Below are 16,064 nucleotides of genomic sequence, written 5' to 3' on the forward strand. Positions count from 1 at the left end.
CTTACGTTCAGTTATTCCTAATCTGGTACTGCCATGCGAGAGATTAGTCTGGACCGCCTGCGCACGTTGGTGACGATCGCAGACCATCGTTCCTTTGCGGAGGCCGCACGTGTCCTGCACCTGGCTGCGCCAACTGTCAGCCTTCACATTCAGGAACTGGAGGAGCGCATTGGTGCGCCTCTGCTGTCACGCAAGCGCGGACACGTTCACCCCACAGCGATCGGCGAGACCCTTCTGACAAAGGCGCGGCACCTCCTCGCCGACGCGGGGCGGGCGCTAGACGATGTTCGGCGGCAAGTACAGGGGCTTGAGGGCCGTGTACGGCTTGGCGCATCGACGGGCGCAATAGCCAACCTCCTGCCGCGGGCTCTCGAAGCGTTGGGGCGGCAGCATCCCGCGATCGATGTCCAGATTACGGTGCTGACGTCGCAGGACACGCTTGGCCGCCTCGCTGAAGGGGCATTGGATATTGGACTGGTAGCGTTGCCTCAACCCACGATGCCGGGCCTTGTCATCAAGCCCTGGCGCCGGGATCCGGTCATGGCCTTCATGCCTGCCCAGTGGAAATGCCCGGCCCGCGTCACTCCCAGGTGGCTGGCCAGTAAGCCTCTCGTTCTTAATGACTCGACTACACGGCTTTCGCACCTGAGCACCGAATGGTTCGTAGCAGGAGGGCATCATCCTGTGCCGCGCATTCAGCTCAACTACAACGACGCCATCAGAAGTCTCGTCGCGGCGGGCTACGGCGCAGCGTTGTTGCCTCATGAGTCCACTACTCCATCGTACGATCCGCGCATTGTCATGCGCCCGCTTCGACCAGCGCTGTGGCGTCGGCTCGGCATCGCGCATCGAGCGGGGCGCATCGAGAGTGCTACGCAACACGTGCTCGATGTCTTGTGGGATTTGCGAGTGGTCTAGAAATCGTCATCTGGTGCGTCGGTTCGTGCGTTGAACGCACGTATGCCTCGCTGCATCACTTCGGGCGCCATCGTATTCGTTTCGAGCGCCGTGCCGGCATTCACGGAGCCTTCGCGTTGCCCCTCATTGCCCGTCCGTCGTCGATTGTTGCCGTTCGGACAACATGCTGGACACATTCGAAACGCTACTGGCGTTCGCCCCCGCTGACTAGAATCAGCCACACGGTCGGTCGAAACGCGAGCAAAAAGAAAGCGCGCGAAATTCACGGTCGTGCTCGAGAACCGCACCGCCAGTGCAGCTTACCCACTTAATTCACAGGACTATCGATCATGAGTGAAACAACCCGCAATCTGCAGCCCGTCACCGCCAACCTTGGCAAAGAAGGTTCAGGCGAACTCGTGCCTTCCCGCTACGCCGTGCGCGTGGGTGACGTCGACGTCGTGGTGATCAGCGATGGCGTTCTGCCGCTGCCGACCTCCACCATGTCCACCAACGTGAGCGAAGCGGACCGCAACGAATGGTTCGATGGTCGTTTCCTGCAACGAGACATGTTCGACTGGGCGCTGAATATCGCGCTCGTGCGCAGCGGCGAACGCCTGATCCTGATCGATTCGGGCGTGGGGGATGGGTTTGAATACTTCACGCGCGCCGGTCGGTCGGTGATGCGCCTGGAAGCGGCTGGCATCGACCTCGCTGCGATCACCGATATTGTGGTTACGCATATGCACATGGATCACGTCGGGGGGCTGAACGTTGATGGCGTCAAGGGCAAGCTGCGCCCGGACGTGCGCATTCACGTAGCGGCCGCGGAGGTGGAGTTCTGGAAGAATCCGGACTTCAGCAGGACGGTGATGCCGGAAACGGTTCCTCCCGCGCTGCGCCAAGCCGCTGCAAAGTTCGTAAAGCTCTACAGCGAAAACATCGTGCAGTTCGATCAGACCGTGGAAGTTGCAGCGGGCGTGTCTGCGCGCGTGACAGGTGGGCACACGCCGGGGCACTGCGTCGTGGACGTCGCATCAAACGGCGAGAAGCTGACGTTCGTGGGCGACGCGATTTTCGAAGTCAACTTCGACAATCCCGAATGGCAAAATGGCTTCGAGCACGACCCCGAAGTCGCGGCGAACGTGCGTATCGCGCTGCTCAACGAAGCCGCTGAAACTGGCGCTCTGCTGGCTGCGGCGCACGTCGCATTCCCGTCTGTGGGCCACATTGCAAAGAACGGTGAAGGCTTTCGTTTCGTGCCGGTTACGTGGGACTACTGATTGACGATCGGCGATGAAGCATCGTCGTCGTATAGATTGCACTGACGATTGTCAGAAATCCACCGCGAGTTCACAAGACTCGCGGTGGTTTTTTGCATCGTCGAACCCTCACCAGCACAGGTTTCATGCGTCGATCCGGACTACTACCTTACCGAAGTGCTGACCCGACTCAAGATACCTGTACGCGGCGGGCGCGTCGTCAAAGCCAAAGACGTGATCGACCACCGGCCGGATTTGATGCGTGGAGACGAGCCCGACAACCTCGTCGAGCATCGAGCGGCTGCCCACCATGATTCCATGCAGTCGCTTGATGCCGCCGATCACCGGAAGGAGTCCAAGCTCCGGCGCGCTAAAACTGCTCACACCACCGATGATCGACACGAGGCCGCCCATTTTCGTCGCGGCCACCGAGCGTGGCAGTGTGTCCCGCCCACCGATCTCCAGCACAATATCCGCGCCTACCCCATCGGTCAGCCGGAGAACCTCGTTCTGCCATTCCGGCGTGGCGCGGTAGTTGATCGTCTCATCGGCGCCGAGTTTCTGCGCACGTTCCAGCTTCTCATCGCTCGATGACGTGATGATCGTGCGCAGACCCGCCGCGCGCGCCAGCTGCAGCGCGAAGATCGATACGCCGCCTGTGCCGAGCAGCACCACCGTGGAACCGGGTTTCGTGTCGCCGTCCGCGAATAGCGCGTTCCATGCGGTGACGCCGACGCACGACAACGTGCAGGCTTCTTCATAACCCAGGTGTGCGGGGATCATCGCAAGAGCCGTTTCGTCGACCAGGAACCGCTCGGCCAGCACGCCGTCGACTTTGGCGCCTGGCGAACCGTCGACTTTCCACGGCGCCGGAGCGCCGTCGATCCAACGCGGGAAATATGTGTTGACCACGCGATCGCCCGGTTTGAAGCGGCGCACGTCGCGGCCGGTCTCGACGACTTCGCCCGCGCCATCGCACAGCGGGATCAGCGGCGCATCGCCGATGCCGAGATAGTCACCGCGGGCGTACATCAAGTCCCGATAGTTCAGCGACGCCGCGTGAACCCTGACAACGACCTCGGTCGGCCCCGGCGATCGGATGGTCGCGTCGCTGCGCTTCAGGCCGGAGATACCGGCACCGGGTTTCAGTTTCCATGCGTTCATAGCAACTCCTCATCGGGTAGAAGCACCTATGTTAGTGTTGCCGGAAAGGTCGCATTGACGAGATTTCGACGACTTATCGTCGCCTGAGAGGAAACAGAAGACGCGGTATTGGGAGCTCGCACGATGGACGATCGGCTAAGAGGCATTGCGGAATTTGTGGATGTGGTGGATGCCGGCAGCTTCGCCGCAGCGGGCGAACGCCTTGGTGTCACGCGCTCGGCGATTGCGAAGATTGTCGCGAGGCTTGAGCAGCGTCTCGGGGTGAGACTGCTGCAGCGAACCACCCGCCATCTGAGCCTGACCGACGAAGGACATGCGTACTATGAGCAGTGCCGCCGCGTGATGGCCGAACTCGGCGCGGCCGAGGCGGCGCTGGAGGCGGGCCGCCGCGATCCGTCCGGGCGGCTGCGCATCACCGCGCCGGTGCTGTTCGGCAGGCAGTGCGTCGCACCCGTGATGCTGAAGCTGGTCGAGCGCCATCCGTTGCTTGACGTCGAGATGTCGTTCAGCGATCGCGTTTCGGACCTGGTCGAGGACGGCTTCGATATCGCGGTGCGGATTGGAGCGCTGCCGGACCATGCAACGCTTGTCGGGCGCCGGCTCGGCGTGCAGCGGATGGGCATTTGCGCGTCTCCGGCCTGGCTCGATCGACACGGGCGGCCGGCGGGTCTCGCCGAACTCGGCTCGCACGTCGGCATCGCTTACGGGCGCGGCGGACAGAGCACACCATGGCGCGTGCTCGGCGCAGACGGCGAGGTGCAGGAGTGCCGACTGTCCGCGCGCCTGCGTTATGACGATCTCCAGGCCATCGCCGACGCAGCGGCTGCGGGCGCGGGCCTCGCCTGGTTACCATGCTGGCTCATGGCGCCCTATCTGCGCGACGGCCGGCTAGCGCTCGTGATGGATAGCAACAGCGTGCAGGGCGCCGAGGTTCACCTCGTTCGCCCGCAATCGCGACATCTGCCCTCGAAGGTACGCGTCGCAATCGACGCGCTGGTAGACGAGATACCACGCGTGCTTGCCCGGGTCTGAGCGGCCGCTTCTATCGCGCGCGAACTGAAGTTTCCCAGACGCAGACCGTGGTCGCGACGTTGGTTGCTTTTCATACGCCAGGCAGGATGCAGGATGTGTGCGCATTCATTTCCAGAATATCGAGCCGGCGATCAATTTCCGTTAAGCATCGACCGGTTGAATCCGCAGCCACGAACGGTCGTTCGGCACTACCCTGGATCGTTGACCGAGGAGTTCCGTTAGTCCTTGCGATAGATGGACGTCTTTTAACTCGAAGAGAAGCGTATCGTCGCGTGGGGCCGTTTCGTGGCGGGCAATGCATGACTACATTCGCAGCGTTCTGAAAAGTGCGAAGTCGTGTCTTGCGCGTGTCGATTTCTCCCACGATCATTCGTCGTAGACACAGGAGGCGTCTTTGCCTCCGAACAGCACTGTCTTCAAAGGAGAAACACAAATGCGTGTCATGGTCATCGTCAAGGCAACTCCCGAATCCGAAGCTGGGCAAATGCCAAGCATGGAGCTCATCGCGGCGATGGGCAAATATAACGAGGAACTGGTGAAGGCTGGGATCATGCAAGGCGGCGACGGGCTGAAGCCGAGTTCGGCAGGCGCGCGTGTGAGGTTTTCAGGAAAGGACCGAACCGTCGTTGACGGCCCATTTGCAGAAGTCAAGGAATTGATCGCCGGGTACTGGCTCTGGCAAGTCCAATCGATGGACGAAGCGATTGAATGGGTAAAGCGCTGTCCGAATCCGATGGTGAGCGATTCAGAGATCGAAATTCGGCCTTTTTTTGAGCCTGCTGACTTTGGCGAGGCCTTTACACCCGAGCTTCAAGACCAAGAAAAGCGTCTGCGGCAGCAGATCGAGGGGCAGGCGCGCTGACAGTTTTCACTGCATCAGTCTGCGGGGTGCGCGCAGGCACCCCAAAGTTGGCTATTTGCGTTCTGAGGCAGGCTTCCTGACACCGCGCAGGAAGCCTCATGAGGTAGTGAACGACTACCCGATTGAGCGTCCGCTATCGGCTGATTCGGCTGTCCCATGTGGGTCGTCCCGAGTCGGTCAGCGTGTGGCTCTGTGCGGTCAGGAGCCCCCATTCCCCTAAGCCGGCACGCCCGACGCCGTTCCCGATTCTGACCTCGTAGCGAATGCATCGGGACACTCCCCGGCCCGATGCGTTCGCACGCTCGCTTCCCCACGATCTTTACCTTGACCTACGACGCATTCGCTTCGCTCGCGTGCGTTTTTGGTCACAGAGTTGCACTTTTCCGCGTAAACCCGCTTGCACCTTATTTTTGATGGTTCTATATTGCATTTCACCATTAACTATTACGATGCGATAAATTATGAGTGACGACGTTCTGTTTTCGAATCACGGCCGCGTTGCGGTAATCACGCTGAATCGCCCCGAGCGCCTGAACGCGTGGACCACGCCAATGCGCGAAGCGATCATTGCGGCGCTCGAACGCTTCAATGCCGACGACGCTGTCGCTGCGATCATCATGACGGGCGCGGGCGATCGCGCATTCTCGGCGGGGCAGGATCTGGCGGAGGCGCACGACTTCGACGGCGAGCGCGCGGTGGCGTGGGTCAAGGAGTGGCAGCGCTACTACGCGACGCTGCGCGGCCTGAGCAAGCCGCTCGTGATGGCGCTCAACGGCACGGCCGCGGGTTCGGCGTTCCAGGTCGCCTTGCTGGGCGACATCCGCGTGGGTCACCCGGGCGTGCGCATGGGTCAGCCGGAAATCAATGCGGGCATCGCCAGCACGACCGGGCCATGGATCATGAATTCGATGCTCGGCATGTCGCGCACCATCGAGCTCACGCTCACCGGCCGTCTGATGGATGCCGACGAGTGTTATCGCATCGGATTGATTCATCACATCGTCGAGCAGGACAAGGTCTTCGAGAAAGCGCTGGCAATCGCCACCGAACTCGCCGCCAAGCCGCCCGTCGCCATGCGACTGGACAAGCAGCGTTTGCGCGAGATGACCGAGCCGGGGTTCGCGGACTGCATCGAGGCGGGTGAGCGAATCCAGCGCGAGGCGTACGACTCCGGCGAGCCCGCTCGCATGATGGAAGCGTTCTTCAAAAAGCGCGCGAAATAAAGCGGGCTGAAGTCGGGCCGCTTCTTCTCAGCCCCAGTGCGGGAGACCTGAATCATGACGCAAGACTTCAACCCGACGCGCCGGCGCATTCTGCAAGGCGCGGGCGCGCTCGCAGTGGCCGGCTCGATGCCGCTTGCCGTGCGCGCTCAGTCCAGGCAGATCGTCGTATCGGACCCGGGCGGTCCGTACACGACTGCGTACCGCGAAGCGTTTTACGATCCGTTCGAGAAAGCGACGGGCATCAAGGTCGTCAGCGTCGCGCGCGAATCGCAGCCGGTCGCGCAATTCGCGGCGATGGTGCAAACGAAGAACTACGTGTGGGACGTCACCACGCTGACGCTGTCGGCGGACATTCCGTACCTCGAAGCAAAAGGTCTGCTGGAGCCGATCGGCCTGAAGACGAGCGACTTCCCGGACATCATGCCCGAGGCGGTCACGCCGAACTGGCTCGGCGTCGACGTGTATTCGACCGTGCTGGCGTATCGCGCGGACAAGTTCAAGGACAACGGCCCGAAGTCGTGGGCGGACTTCTGGGACGTGAAGAAATTCCCCGGGCGCCGCTGCCTGCGCCGCAGTCCGCTCGACACGCTCGAGCAGGCGTTGCTCGCGGACGGTGTGCCGCTCGACAAGCTCTATCCGCTCGACGTGGACCGCGCGTTCAAGAGTCTGGACAAGATCAAGCCGCACATCAATATCTGGTGGACGTCTGGCGCGCAGGCGATGCAGGCGATCCAGAGCGGCGACGTCGACATGATCTCGACGTGGAACGGCCGCGCGCAAGCCGCGAAAGACAACGGTGCGCCGGTGACGATCGTCTGGAAGCAGGGCCTTTATTCGATCGAGGGCTGGGCCATCCCAAAGGGCACGCCCCGCGCCGATGCCGCGAGGCAGTTCGTACGTTTCTGCGCCGACGCGAAGCGTCAGGCCGCGCTCACGCGCACGCTGGCCTACGGCCCGACCAACAGGAAGTCCTTCGAGACCATCAGCAAGGAGCGCGCGGCGCTGCTGCCGACCTCGCCGGAGAACATCGAGGACATGAGGCTGCCGAGCCCGCAATGGTGGGAGGCCAACCGCCAGAAGGTCACCGAGCGGTTCAATTCCTGGATCATTTCCTGAGGACGCCACGATGAGCTCGAAACTCGAAGCGATCGGCGTTGCCAAGCGCTATGGCGATGCGCTCGCGCTGGAACCGACTGATCTCGCCGTGCAGGCGGGCGAATTCCTGACGCTGCTCGGTCCCTCGGGTTCCGGCAAAACAACCTTGTTGCAGATGATCTCCGGGCTCGTTGCACCGAGCGCGGGGCGCATCGAGATCGACGGACACGACGTCACGCACGTCGAACCGGGCAAGCGCGGCATCGGCATGGTGTTTCAAAGTTATGCGCTGTTCCCGCACATGAGCGTGTGGGACAACGTCGCATACGGTTTGCGCATGCGACGCAAGTCGCGCGAAGACGTGCGCGCCGCGGTGGACGACGCGCTCGCGATGGTGCGCATGAGCGAATACGCAAAGCGCTATCCGAAGGAATTGTCCGGTGGGCAGCAGCAGCGCATCGCGCTTGCGCGCTGCTTTGCCTACCGGCCTTCGGTGATTCTGCTCGACGAGCCGCTCGGCGCGCTCGACAAGAAACTGCGCGAACACATGCAGGCCGAGATTCGACGCCTGCATAAGGAACTCGGCGCGACCTTCGTCTACGTGACGCACGATCAGGACGAAGCACTCACGCTGTCCGACCGCATCTGCCTGATGAACCAGGCGCGCATCGAGCAGGTGGGCACGCCGTCCGATCTCTATGATCGTCCGGCCACACGTTTCGCCGCGGGTTTCATCGGGCACTCGAACCTGCTCGAAGGCGAACTCGACGCGGCGCGCGGCGCGGGCGGCGAGCCGATCCTGCTCGCGGCGGGCGGCCGCATTCCATTGCCGATGAGCGCAGCGGGTGCGCCTGCCGCGCGTCACACCTTGCTCCTGCGTCCTGAAGCGCCGCGCCTCGTCGAGCCGCATAGCGGCTTTGTCGACGGCACGATCTCGGATGTCGTGTTCTTCGGCAGCGACACGCGCGTACAGCTCGCCATGAGCGACGGCACGGAGCTGACCGTGCGCTGCGAGCGCAGCGTGACGCCGCGCGTCGGCGACCGGGTCGGCCTGACGTGGGATCCGCACCGCACGACGCTGCTACATGCCTGAGGAATCGTCATGACCATCGCTCTACATGTGCAGCGCGAGAACGCAACTGCGCGGCGCGGCCGGTCCATCGTGCTCGCGCGCTGCCTGCGCTTTTTGCCGATCGTGCCCACGCTGCTGTTCCTGCTGGTGTTTTTCATCGTGCCGGTCGGAGAAATCCTGCAAGGCGGTCTTGTCGGCGCTGACGGCCAGATCGGCTTTGCGCAGTTCGAGCGCATCGCGCGCACGCCCGTCTACGCGAAGGTGCTGTGGATCACCTTCGCTATCTCGTTCCTGACGGCGGCGCTGTCCATTCTGCTTGGCTATCCGGTCGCATACATGCTGAGCCGGCTCCCGGAGCGCGTGCGCGAACGCTGGCTGCTGTGGGTCATGCTGCCTTTCTGGACCAGCTATCTCGTCAAGACTTACGCGTGGATGCTGCTGCTGTCCAAAACCGGCGTGCTGTCCATCATCGCGCTCTCGCTCGGCCTCGTGCACGAGACGAGCGGCACGATCCCGTCGCTGACGGGCGTGCTCATCGGCATGGTGCATTCGATGCTGCCGCTCGCGGTCATGACGATGCTTCCCGTGATGCGCGGCATCGACGAGCGCCTCGCGCAGGCGGCGGAAACGCTCGGCGCGCAACGCAGCATGAGTTTCTTCACGGTGTTCCTGCCGCTTTCGTCGCCCGGCGTGGCGGCGGCGGGGCTGCTCGTGTTCATCTCGAGCCTCGGTTTCTTCATCGTGCCGGCGCTGCTCGGTTCACCGAAGGAAACGATGATCGCGCAACTCGTGATCTCGTCCGTGCTCGAACTCTTCGACATGCGTTTCGCCGGCGCGCTCTCGACGGTCCTTCTGATCTGCTCGATCGTCATCTTTTTCGTCTATGACCGCATGGTCGGGCTGACATCGTTGACGGGCGAGGTGACGGAGCGTTCGCGCGGCTCCCGCGCACAGGGCGTCAGGCTTGCGCTGCTGATAACGGCGGGCCGGGTTTTCGCGCCATTCGTGATGCGCCGCAAAGCGCACGCGGATACGACCGCGCGCGCCGCGAGCCCGCTCGGACTCTACACGTGCATCATCATGATCGTGCTCGTGGCGCCGGTGCTCTCGGTGATTCCCTATGCGTTCACCACGAGCGACTACATCGCGTTTCCGCCGAAGCTATTCAGCACGCGATGGTTCGGCACCTTCATGGATTCACCCGTATGGCGCAGCGCGATCATCCGGTCGTTCGAAGTGGGTCTGGGCACTGCGCTGCTGTCCCTGCTGCTGGGCTTCGGCGCGACGCTCGCGATGACGCGCATGCCGCGCCGCGCGAGCAAGCCCGTGTTCGCGCTGCTAGTCGCGCCGCTGATCGTGCCGCGCATCGTGGTCGCGGTAGGCCTCCTGTATCTGTTCGGCCGACTGGGACTCACGGGTACCAATCTCGGACTCGTGATCGGACATACAGTGCTTGCGATCCCCTATGTGGTCGTCACGCTCGCGGCGGGCTTCCAGCGCTTCGACTGGCGGCTGGACGATGCGGCCCGCGTGATGGGGGCATCGCCGTTGCGACGCATCACGTCGATCGTGCTGCCCCTGCTCACGGCGAGCGTGAGCGCGGCATTTCTGTTCGCCTTCCTCGTTTCCTTCGACGATCTGACCATCGCGATCTTCGTGAGCGGTGGCATCAATTCGACGCTGCCGAAGCAGATGTGGGACGACATCCAGCTGGCGATCACGCCGACGCTCGCGGCCGTGTCGACCACGCTGGTCATTCTGATCGCGCTGGTCGTGGCGGTTTCATCCTGGCTCAAGCGCCGCGCGCGCTGAATTCCGCTTTTCAATCGATATCACTATGCATCGCTACTCGAAATATTTCGCCCACCGCCACGCAGACGACGAACTCGACTGCGTGCCCCTGCTCGCTGCCGGATTGCGCCGCGAGCAGGCGCGTACCGTCGCGCACTTCGACGATCAGGCGCTCACCTGCGACGACATTGCGCGGCAAGTCGCCCAGTTGCAGCGCTGGTTCGCGGACGAAGGACTCGTGCAGGGCGACCGCGTCGCCGTCATGCTCGGCAACGGCGCGGGTCACGTTCACCTGATCTATGCGCTCATGCTAAGCGGACTGGTCTGGGTGCCGGTGAACACGAAGCTGCGCGGGGCCGCCCTCGAATATCTGCTGCAGCACGCCGAGCCGAAACTGCTCGTCATCGAGGACGAATTCGACGCCCTGACTGCGTCGATCGATTGCGGGAAGACTCGACGTGTGCCTCTGCCCGCGTTCGATACACAGGAACCGGCTGCTGCATTCACGAGCCCGGAGATCGGCGTGCACGATCCGCTGTGCGTCATCTACACGTCTGGCACGACGGGCGCGCCGAAGGGTGTCGTCTTCACGCACCGGATGATGCGCATCGCGAGCGAAGCTGCGCTGCGCGTCGCCGATGTGCGCGCAGGCGACCGGCTCTTCCTGTGGGAGCCGCTGTGCCATATCGGCGGCGCGCAGATGCTGATGCTGCCGTTCCTCGAGGCGGTGACCTTGCACGCGGTGCCGCGCTTTTCGGCTTCGCAGTTCTGGTCTCAGATCGAGCGCGCGGGTGCCACGCAACTTCACTATCTCGGCGGCGTGCTCGATATCCTCATGCAACTGCCGTTGGATGCACAACCCGAGGCGCACACGCTGCGCGTTGCGTGGGGCGCGGGCGTCAGCGCCTGCGCCTGGGCGCCGGTGCAGGAGCGCCTCAAGGTGCGCTTGCGCGAGTGCTACGGCATGACCGAATGCTCGAGCTTTGCGACTGCCAATGCCACGGGCAAGCCGGGGTCAATCGGTCGCGCGCTGCCGTGGATCGAGGTCGAACTGCTCGACGAAAACGGCCAGCCCGTGAAAGAGGGCGAGGCGGGCGAGATCGTACTCTCGAGCAAGGTGAATGGCACGTTTCTGCCGACCTACCTGAAGAATGACGAGGCGACCCAAGCTGCGCTGCGTAACGGCAAACTGCACACGGGCGATCGCGCGCGGCGCGACGCCGATGGCGATCTTTTCTTCATCGGCCGGCAGACGGATAGCATGCGCGTGCGCGGCGAGAATGTGTCGGCGTGGGAGATCGAGCGGATTTTCGCGGAGCATCCGGCGGTACGCGCGAGTGCTGCGATCGGCGTGGCGTCACCGATCGGCGAGCAGGACATCCTGCTTAACGTGCAGTTCAAGGAGGAACCGGTGGAGTGGGAGATCATGCATGCGTGGGCGCGCGAGCGGCTCGCAAGTTTCCAGTTGCCGCGTTACTACCGTGCGGTGGCGAGCTTCGAACTGACGGCCAGCGAGCGGATCAAGAAGCACCTGCTGCCGCGCAGTGTGGACGACGCGTGGGATCGGACGGTCAAGGCGCCGGTTTGATATCGGATATCGATAGGACTTTAGGGCTATGCGATAATTCACCGATAATCCTAAAGATGAACATGTGATGATCGAAGCGCCCAAAGTCCCGCGTACGCGCAAGAGTGTAGCAACGAAGCCGCAGGTCGAGGCGGCGGATCCGAGTACATCGTCGCTGTACGTGCAGTCCGTCGAAAAGGCGATGAAAGTGCTCACCGCCTTCGACGGCAGCAAGCGTCAGCTGTCCTTGTCGGAGATATCGTCGCTCACCGGCTTCGACATGAGCGCAACGCAGCGCTTCACCTTCACGCTCGCCGCGCTGGGCTATCTTTTCAAGGATCCCGACAGCCGCAAGTACGAACTCTCGCCGAGGCTGCTGGACTTCACCTACCATTACCTGACATCCAACGAGCTCGTGAGCCGCGCGACGCCGTATCTTCAGCAACTGGGCTCGGAGACGGAGGAAGCCACCAATCTCACGGTGCTGGACGATACGGACATCGTATTCGTATTGCGGATCGTCAGCCGCAATGTGTTCAACGCCCATGTGATTACGGGCTCGCGCCTGCCCGCGTACTGCACTGCGCCTGGACTCGCGATACTCGCGACGCTTCCCGATGCAGAGATTGACAATATTCTGTCGCGTACGAATCTCGTGCCTTACACATCGTCGACCGTTTATCAGCCGCGCAAGATCAAGGACCGCATCGCGCAGATTCGCAAGCAAGGGTATGCCCACACCGAGGACGAGTATTTCGTGAGCGACATTTCGACGGCGGCGGCTATCACTAATGCGCACGGGCGGGGTGTTGGCGCCGTGAACATTGCGGTGGCGAGATCGCGCTGGCACGCCGACCGCGACGAGCAGCGTTTCGCCGATCTGGTCATTTCGACGGCATCGGCGATTTCGACGCGGCGTCGCGTGGAATAGCGCTGTTCGGGTGAGGCCATGGGCTAGCGACGAGCCCGGATCAACTCCCGACATCGAACCGTGCGCGCTGGCGATGCCAATCTCGATCACGCGGAGCGCGACGATCCGCTCGACGCGAGCGCGGCGGCGCACGTTGAACTCGACCCGGCCATGTATGCACGGCGGCGGCAGGAAACGATCCGGCGAGGGCGCGCGGCGCGGCGATTGACGGGGGCCGCCGCATGATGACAGCAAAGGTCCCGCTTCCACGAACGTCGACGACGGCCAGCGAGACCCGATTGCGCTTCCGGTGCGATCGCAGATTGGCAATACCGGGTTCGTCTAACTTATCCACTCATGTCTTGGCGGCCTGCTTACAGGACGGGAATGGATCATGGATGAATTCTTGAGGTCGTCCCTTGATCATGCGTGGCACAGGGCGCCGATGCGCTCGACACTTCATGTAATTCGTGGGCGATGATGTTGATCAGCGCTTCAGCAGCAGCGCTCAATGGCCGCCGCGGATGACTGATGCGCACGATATGGCGGACGATGCGCGGCGCGAGAATCGGATAGGCGCGCAATGCCCCTCGACGCACTGCGCGTTCAACCGCGATGCGCGGCAGGATTGTCGCGAAGTGGGTGCTTTCGACGAGCTTGACGATCGTACTCAAGACATCGATTTCGAAGCGCGGCGCAAGCAGCACGTCCTCATGCTGCGCGGCCGTATCGAGCACGCCGCGCAGACCGTGGCGCTTGGTGGGCAGCACGAGTTCGAGTTCGGGCAATTGCGCGAGCTCGATCGCATGCGGCAGTTCGAGGCCGTGTTCGGCGCTGGTGACGAGCACCATCTCTTCGTCGAGGAGCGGCTGCGAGTCGAGCGACAGGCGCGAGCGCGGCTTGTTGATCAGCGCGGCATCGAGCTGGCCGCCCGACACCCAGTCGATGAAGGTCGCGGTGTAGCCGTCGGCGACGGTGACTTCGACATGTGGATAGCGCGCGTGAAAGCGCGACAGCGAATCAGCCAGCACGCTTTCCGTTACCGATGCGATCAGCCCGATCGATACGTGGCCCGTCACGATTTCGTCGCGCTGAACCATTTGCTGACGCGCATGCGCGAGATCGCGGACGATCGGCAGAAAGAGGCGGTACATCAGCCGTCCGGCGGCGGTGGGCGCCATGCCGTGCGCGCCGCGCTCGAACAGTTGCTGATGCAGTTCTTCCTCGAGCTTCGCGATCTGCATGCTGAGTGCCGGCTGCACGATGTTCAGCCGCTTGGCGGCGCGCGTCACGGAGCCGTCCTCGAACAGTGCGATGAAATACTGGATCTGCTTCAGGTCCATGAGAGGTCCATTTGACGTCCGGCAGGAGCGCCGCGGGTTGCATCAGCAAAGTTAATATCCGCTGCGCGGTGCATCAGGTGACTCACGAAAACCGGTTGTAAAAGCACACCGCGCAACTGTCCGATTAGCTGAGAAAGACCATTGCCCTCAGGCGTTGCCTATTGATAACCGAGCGCACGAAGAGCGTCATCGGGGCTAACACTGATATCAAAACTAATGATGAAAAACATCAAAAAACAATATTAGAAGTTATAGCCCGTTCTCGCTACGCTTCATTCCAACTTGCTGCATGTCCGCCCGACAGACTCGTTCCGGCGCCCGGCAGCAAGCATCGATGGAGACGGAAATGAACTCACGCGATGCCGCAGGCAGCGGCACACCTCAATCCTCATGGGCGCCGCAGAGCACCGCGCCGACGCTGCGCCACTGGCTTGAACGCCTGTCGGCCACGGGCCGCGTCGCGACGATCGATCAGCCGGTTTCACTCGAACACGAACTTGCGGCAGTCGCCAAACGGCTCGACGGCGAACAGGCCACCATCTTTCTCAAACCGGGCGGCCACGCCATTCCGGTGGTGAGCGGCTTCATGTCGAAGCGCGCGTGGATCGCCGAAGCGATGGGCGTGCCCGAGGCCGCGCTGCTCGAACGCTTTCGCGATGCGGCCGGGCATCCTGTTGCCTGGCACGAACTGCCACGCGAAGAGGCCGCGTGCCAGCAGGTCGTCCGCACGCAGGGCATCGATCTGCACGCATTGCTGCCGATCCCGACACACAGCGAGCACGACAACGGTCCCTACATCACGGCGGGCCTCGTGATTGCGCGTAATCCGCGGACCGGCATCCAGAATGTGTCGATCAACCGCATTCAGGTGCACGCCCCGGACCGCATGGCGATCCTGATGCTGCCGCGTCATCTGCTGGCGTTCTATCAGGCCGCGGAAGCGGCGGGCGACGCGCTCGACGTGGCGATCGCGATCGGCGTCGACCCGTTGACGATGCTGGCGTCGCAGGCCATTACCCCGATCGACGACGACGAACTGGAGATCGCCGGTGCCTTGCACGGCGCGCCGCTGCCCGTCGTGAAATGCGTGACGAACGACGTGCGTGTACCCGCATTTTCGGAAATCGTGATCGAGGGCCGCATCCTGCCCAAGGTACGCGAGCCCGAAGGTCCGTTCGGCGAATTCCCGAAGTACTACAGCGCGCGCGAAGCGCGTGAGGTGATCGAGGTGACGGCGGTCACACACCGCGAACAGCCCATCTATCACACGATTATTCCGGCTGAAATGGAGCATCTGCTGCTCGGCGCCATTCCGCGCGAAGCGACGTTGCTGGCGCATCTGCAGCGCGGCCATCCGGGCGTGAAGGACGTAGAGTTGTCGGTGGGCGGCGTGTGCCGGTATCACCTGTGGGTCCAGTTCGACAAGAAACGCGAAGGCGAAGCGAAAAACGTGATTTTGTGCGCGTTCGGCGCGCACTACGACATCAAGCAGGTGGTTGTCGTCGATACCGACGTGGACGTGCACGATCCCGCCGAAATCGAATGGGCGATCGCGACACGCTTCCAGGCGGACCGGGATCTCGTGATTGTGGCGGGCGCACAGGGCTCGCCACTCGATCCGTCGACGACCGTCGGCCAGCCCGAGGATGCGGCGCCGCACATGCAAGGCGTCAGCGCCAAGATGGGTCTCGACGCGACGCGCCCGATCGTCTATCCAGCACATGTATTCACGCGCGTGCGGATTCCGGGGCAGGACACCGTCGATCTCGACCGGCTCGTCGCCACGAGCAACGCGGCGTTCGATGCCTACCTGCACAGCGGCCAGCTGCGCGACGCGGTCTGAGCG

General features: G+C 62.8%; 14 protein-coding genes and 1 pseudogene. 13 read left to right on the top strand and 2 right to left on the bottom strand.

Translation table 11 applies throughout. The features are described 5' to 3' along the window. Positions 1-33: 33 nt before the first annotated feature. The 3 genes and pseudogenes from HV770_RS19300 (at position 34) to HV770_RS19310 (ending at position 2,180) form a co-directional block, all read left to right on the top strand. On the top strand, positions 34-918 hold the full coding sequence (locus tag HV770_RS19300) for a LysR family transcriptional regulator (RefSeq protein ID WP_175162089.1): 885 nt from the start codon (positions 34-36) through the stop codon (positions 916-918). Positions 919-947: 29 nt separating this feature from the next. Further along, a pseudogene (locus tag HV770_RS19305) lies at positions 948-1,031 on the top strand (IS5/IS1182 family transposase); the annotation flags it as partial. 216 nt (positions 1,032-1,247) lie between these two features. Next, complete coding sequence (locus HV770_RS19310) at positions 1,248-2,180, top strand: MBL fold metallo-hydrolase (protein ID WP_175162091.1); 933 nt, start codon at positions 1,248-1,250, stop codon at positions 2,178-2,180. Positions 2,181-2,303: 123 nt separating this feature from the next. Here HV770_RS19310 and HV770_RS19315 read toward each other — a convergent pair whose 3' ends face one another. Further along, positions 2,304-3,323, bottom strand: a complete 1,020-nt coding sequence (locus tag HV770_RS19315; RefSeq protein ID WP_175162093.1) for a zinc-dependent alcohol dehydrogenase family protein — start codon at positions 3,321-3,323, stop codon at positions 2,304-2,306. Positions 3,324-3,446: 123 nt separating this feature from the next. On the opposite strand from HV770_RS19315, the gene HV770_RS19320 reads away from it, so the two are divergent. The 9 genes from HV770_RS19320 (at position 3,447) to HV770_RS19360 (ending at position 13,121) form a co-directional block, all read left to right on the top strand. Then, positions 3,447-4,355 carry a LysR family transcriptional regulator gene (locus tag HV770_RS19320; protein ID WP_175162095.1) on the top strand — a complete coding sequence of 303 codons (909 nt, stop codon included), beginning with the start codon at positions 3,447-3,449 and terminating at the stop codon, positions 4,353-4,355. Positions 4,356-4,788: 433 nt separating this feature from the next. Then, positions 4,789-5,217 carry a YciI family protein gene (locus HV770_RS19325; RefSeq protein WP_175162097.1) on the top strand — a complete coding sequence of 143 codons (429 nt, stop codon included), beginning with the start codon at positions 4,789-4,791 and terminating at the stop codon, positions 5,215-5,217. A gap of 461 nt (positions 5,218-5,678) precedes the next feature. Continuing rightward, a complete protein-coding gene (locus HV770_RS19330) occupies positions 5,679-6,440 on the top strand; it encodes an enoyl-CoA hydratase/isomerase family protein (protein WP_175162099.1) in 762 nt (253 codons plus the stop codon). A gap of 54 nt (positions 6,441-6,494) precedes the next feature. Beyond that, complete coding sequence (locus HV770_RS19335; protein WP_175162101.1) at positions 6,495-7,556, top strand: ABC transporter substrate-binding protein; 1,062 nt, start codon at positions 6,495-6,497, stop codon at positions 7,554-7,556. Between the two features lie 10 nt (positions 7,557-7,566). Next, on the top strand, positions 7,567-8,628 hold the full coding sequence (locus HV770_RS19340) for an ABC transporter ATP-binding protein (RefSeq protein WP_175162103.1): 1,062 nt from the start codon (positions 7,567-7,569) through the stop codon (positions 8,626-8,628). A gap of 9 nt (positions 8,629-8,637) precedes the next feature. Further along, positions 8,638-10,419: an ABC transporter permease subunit gene (locus tag HV770_RS19345; protein WP_175162106.1), complete on the top strand. Its 1,782-nt coding sequence runs from the start codon at positions 8,638-8,640 to the stop codon at positions 10,417-10,419. Between the two features lie 25 nt (positions 10,420-10,444). Beyond that, positions 10,445-11,986 carry an AMP-binding protein gene (locus HV770_RS19350; RefSeq protein WP_175162108.1) on the top strand — a complete coding sequence of 514 codons (1,542 nt, stop codon included), beginning with the start codon at positions 10,445-10,447 and terminating at the stop codon, positions 11,984-11,986. Between the two features lie 67 nt (positions 11,987-12,053). After that, on the top strand, positions 12,054-12,896 hold the full coding sequence (locus tag HV770_RS19355; RefSeq protein ID WP_175162110.1) for an IclR family transcriptional regulator: 843 nt from the start codon (positions 12,054-12,056) through the stop codon (positions 12,894-12,896). 60 nt (positions 12,897-12,956) lie between these two features. After that, positions 12,957-13,121, top strand: a complete 165-nt coding sequence (locus HV770_RS19360) for a hypothetical protein (protein ID WP_175162112.1) — start codon at positions 12,957-12,959, stop codon at positions 13,119-13,121. Between the two features lie 146 nt (positions 13,122-13,267). Here HV770_RS19360 and HV770_RS19365 read toward each other — a convergent pair whose 3' ends face one another. Continuing rightward, on the bottom strand, positions 13,268-14,218 hold the full coding sequence (locus HV770_RS19365; protein ID WP_175162114.1) for a LysR family transcriptional regulator: 951 nt from the start codon (positions 14,216-14,218) through the stop codon (positions 13,268-13,270). 346 nt (positions 14,219-14,564) lie between these two features. On the opposite strand from HV770_RS19365, the gene HV770_RS19370 reads away from it, so the two are divergent. Beyond that, positions 14,565-16,061, top strand: coding sequence for a UbiD family decarboxylase (locus tag HV770_RS19370; protein ID WP_175162116.1), 1,497 nt, complete (start codon positions 14,565-14,567; stop codon positions 16,059-16,061). The last annotated feature ends 3 nt before the right edge of the window (positions 16,062-16,064 follow it).

Source organism: Paraburkholderia fynbosensis (assembly GCF_902859935.1).
Lineage (GTDB): Bacteria > Pseudomonadota > Gammaproteobacteria > Burkholderiales > Burkholderiaceae > Paraburkholderia > Paraburkholderia fynbosensis.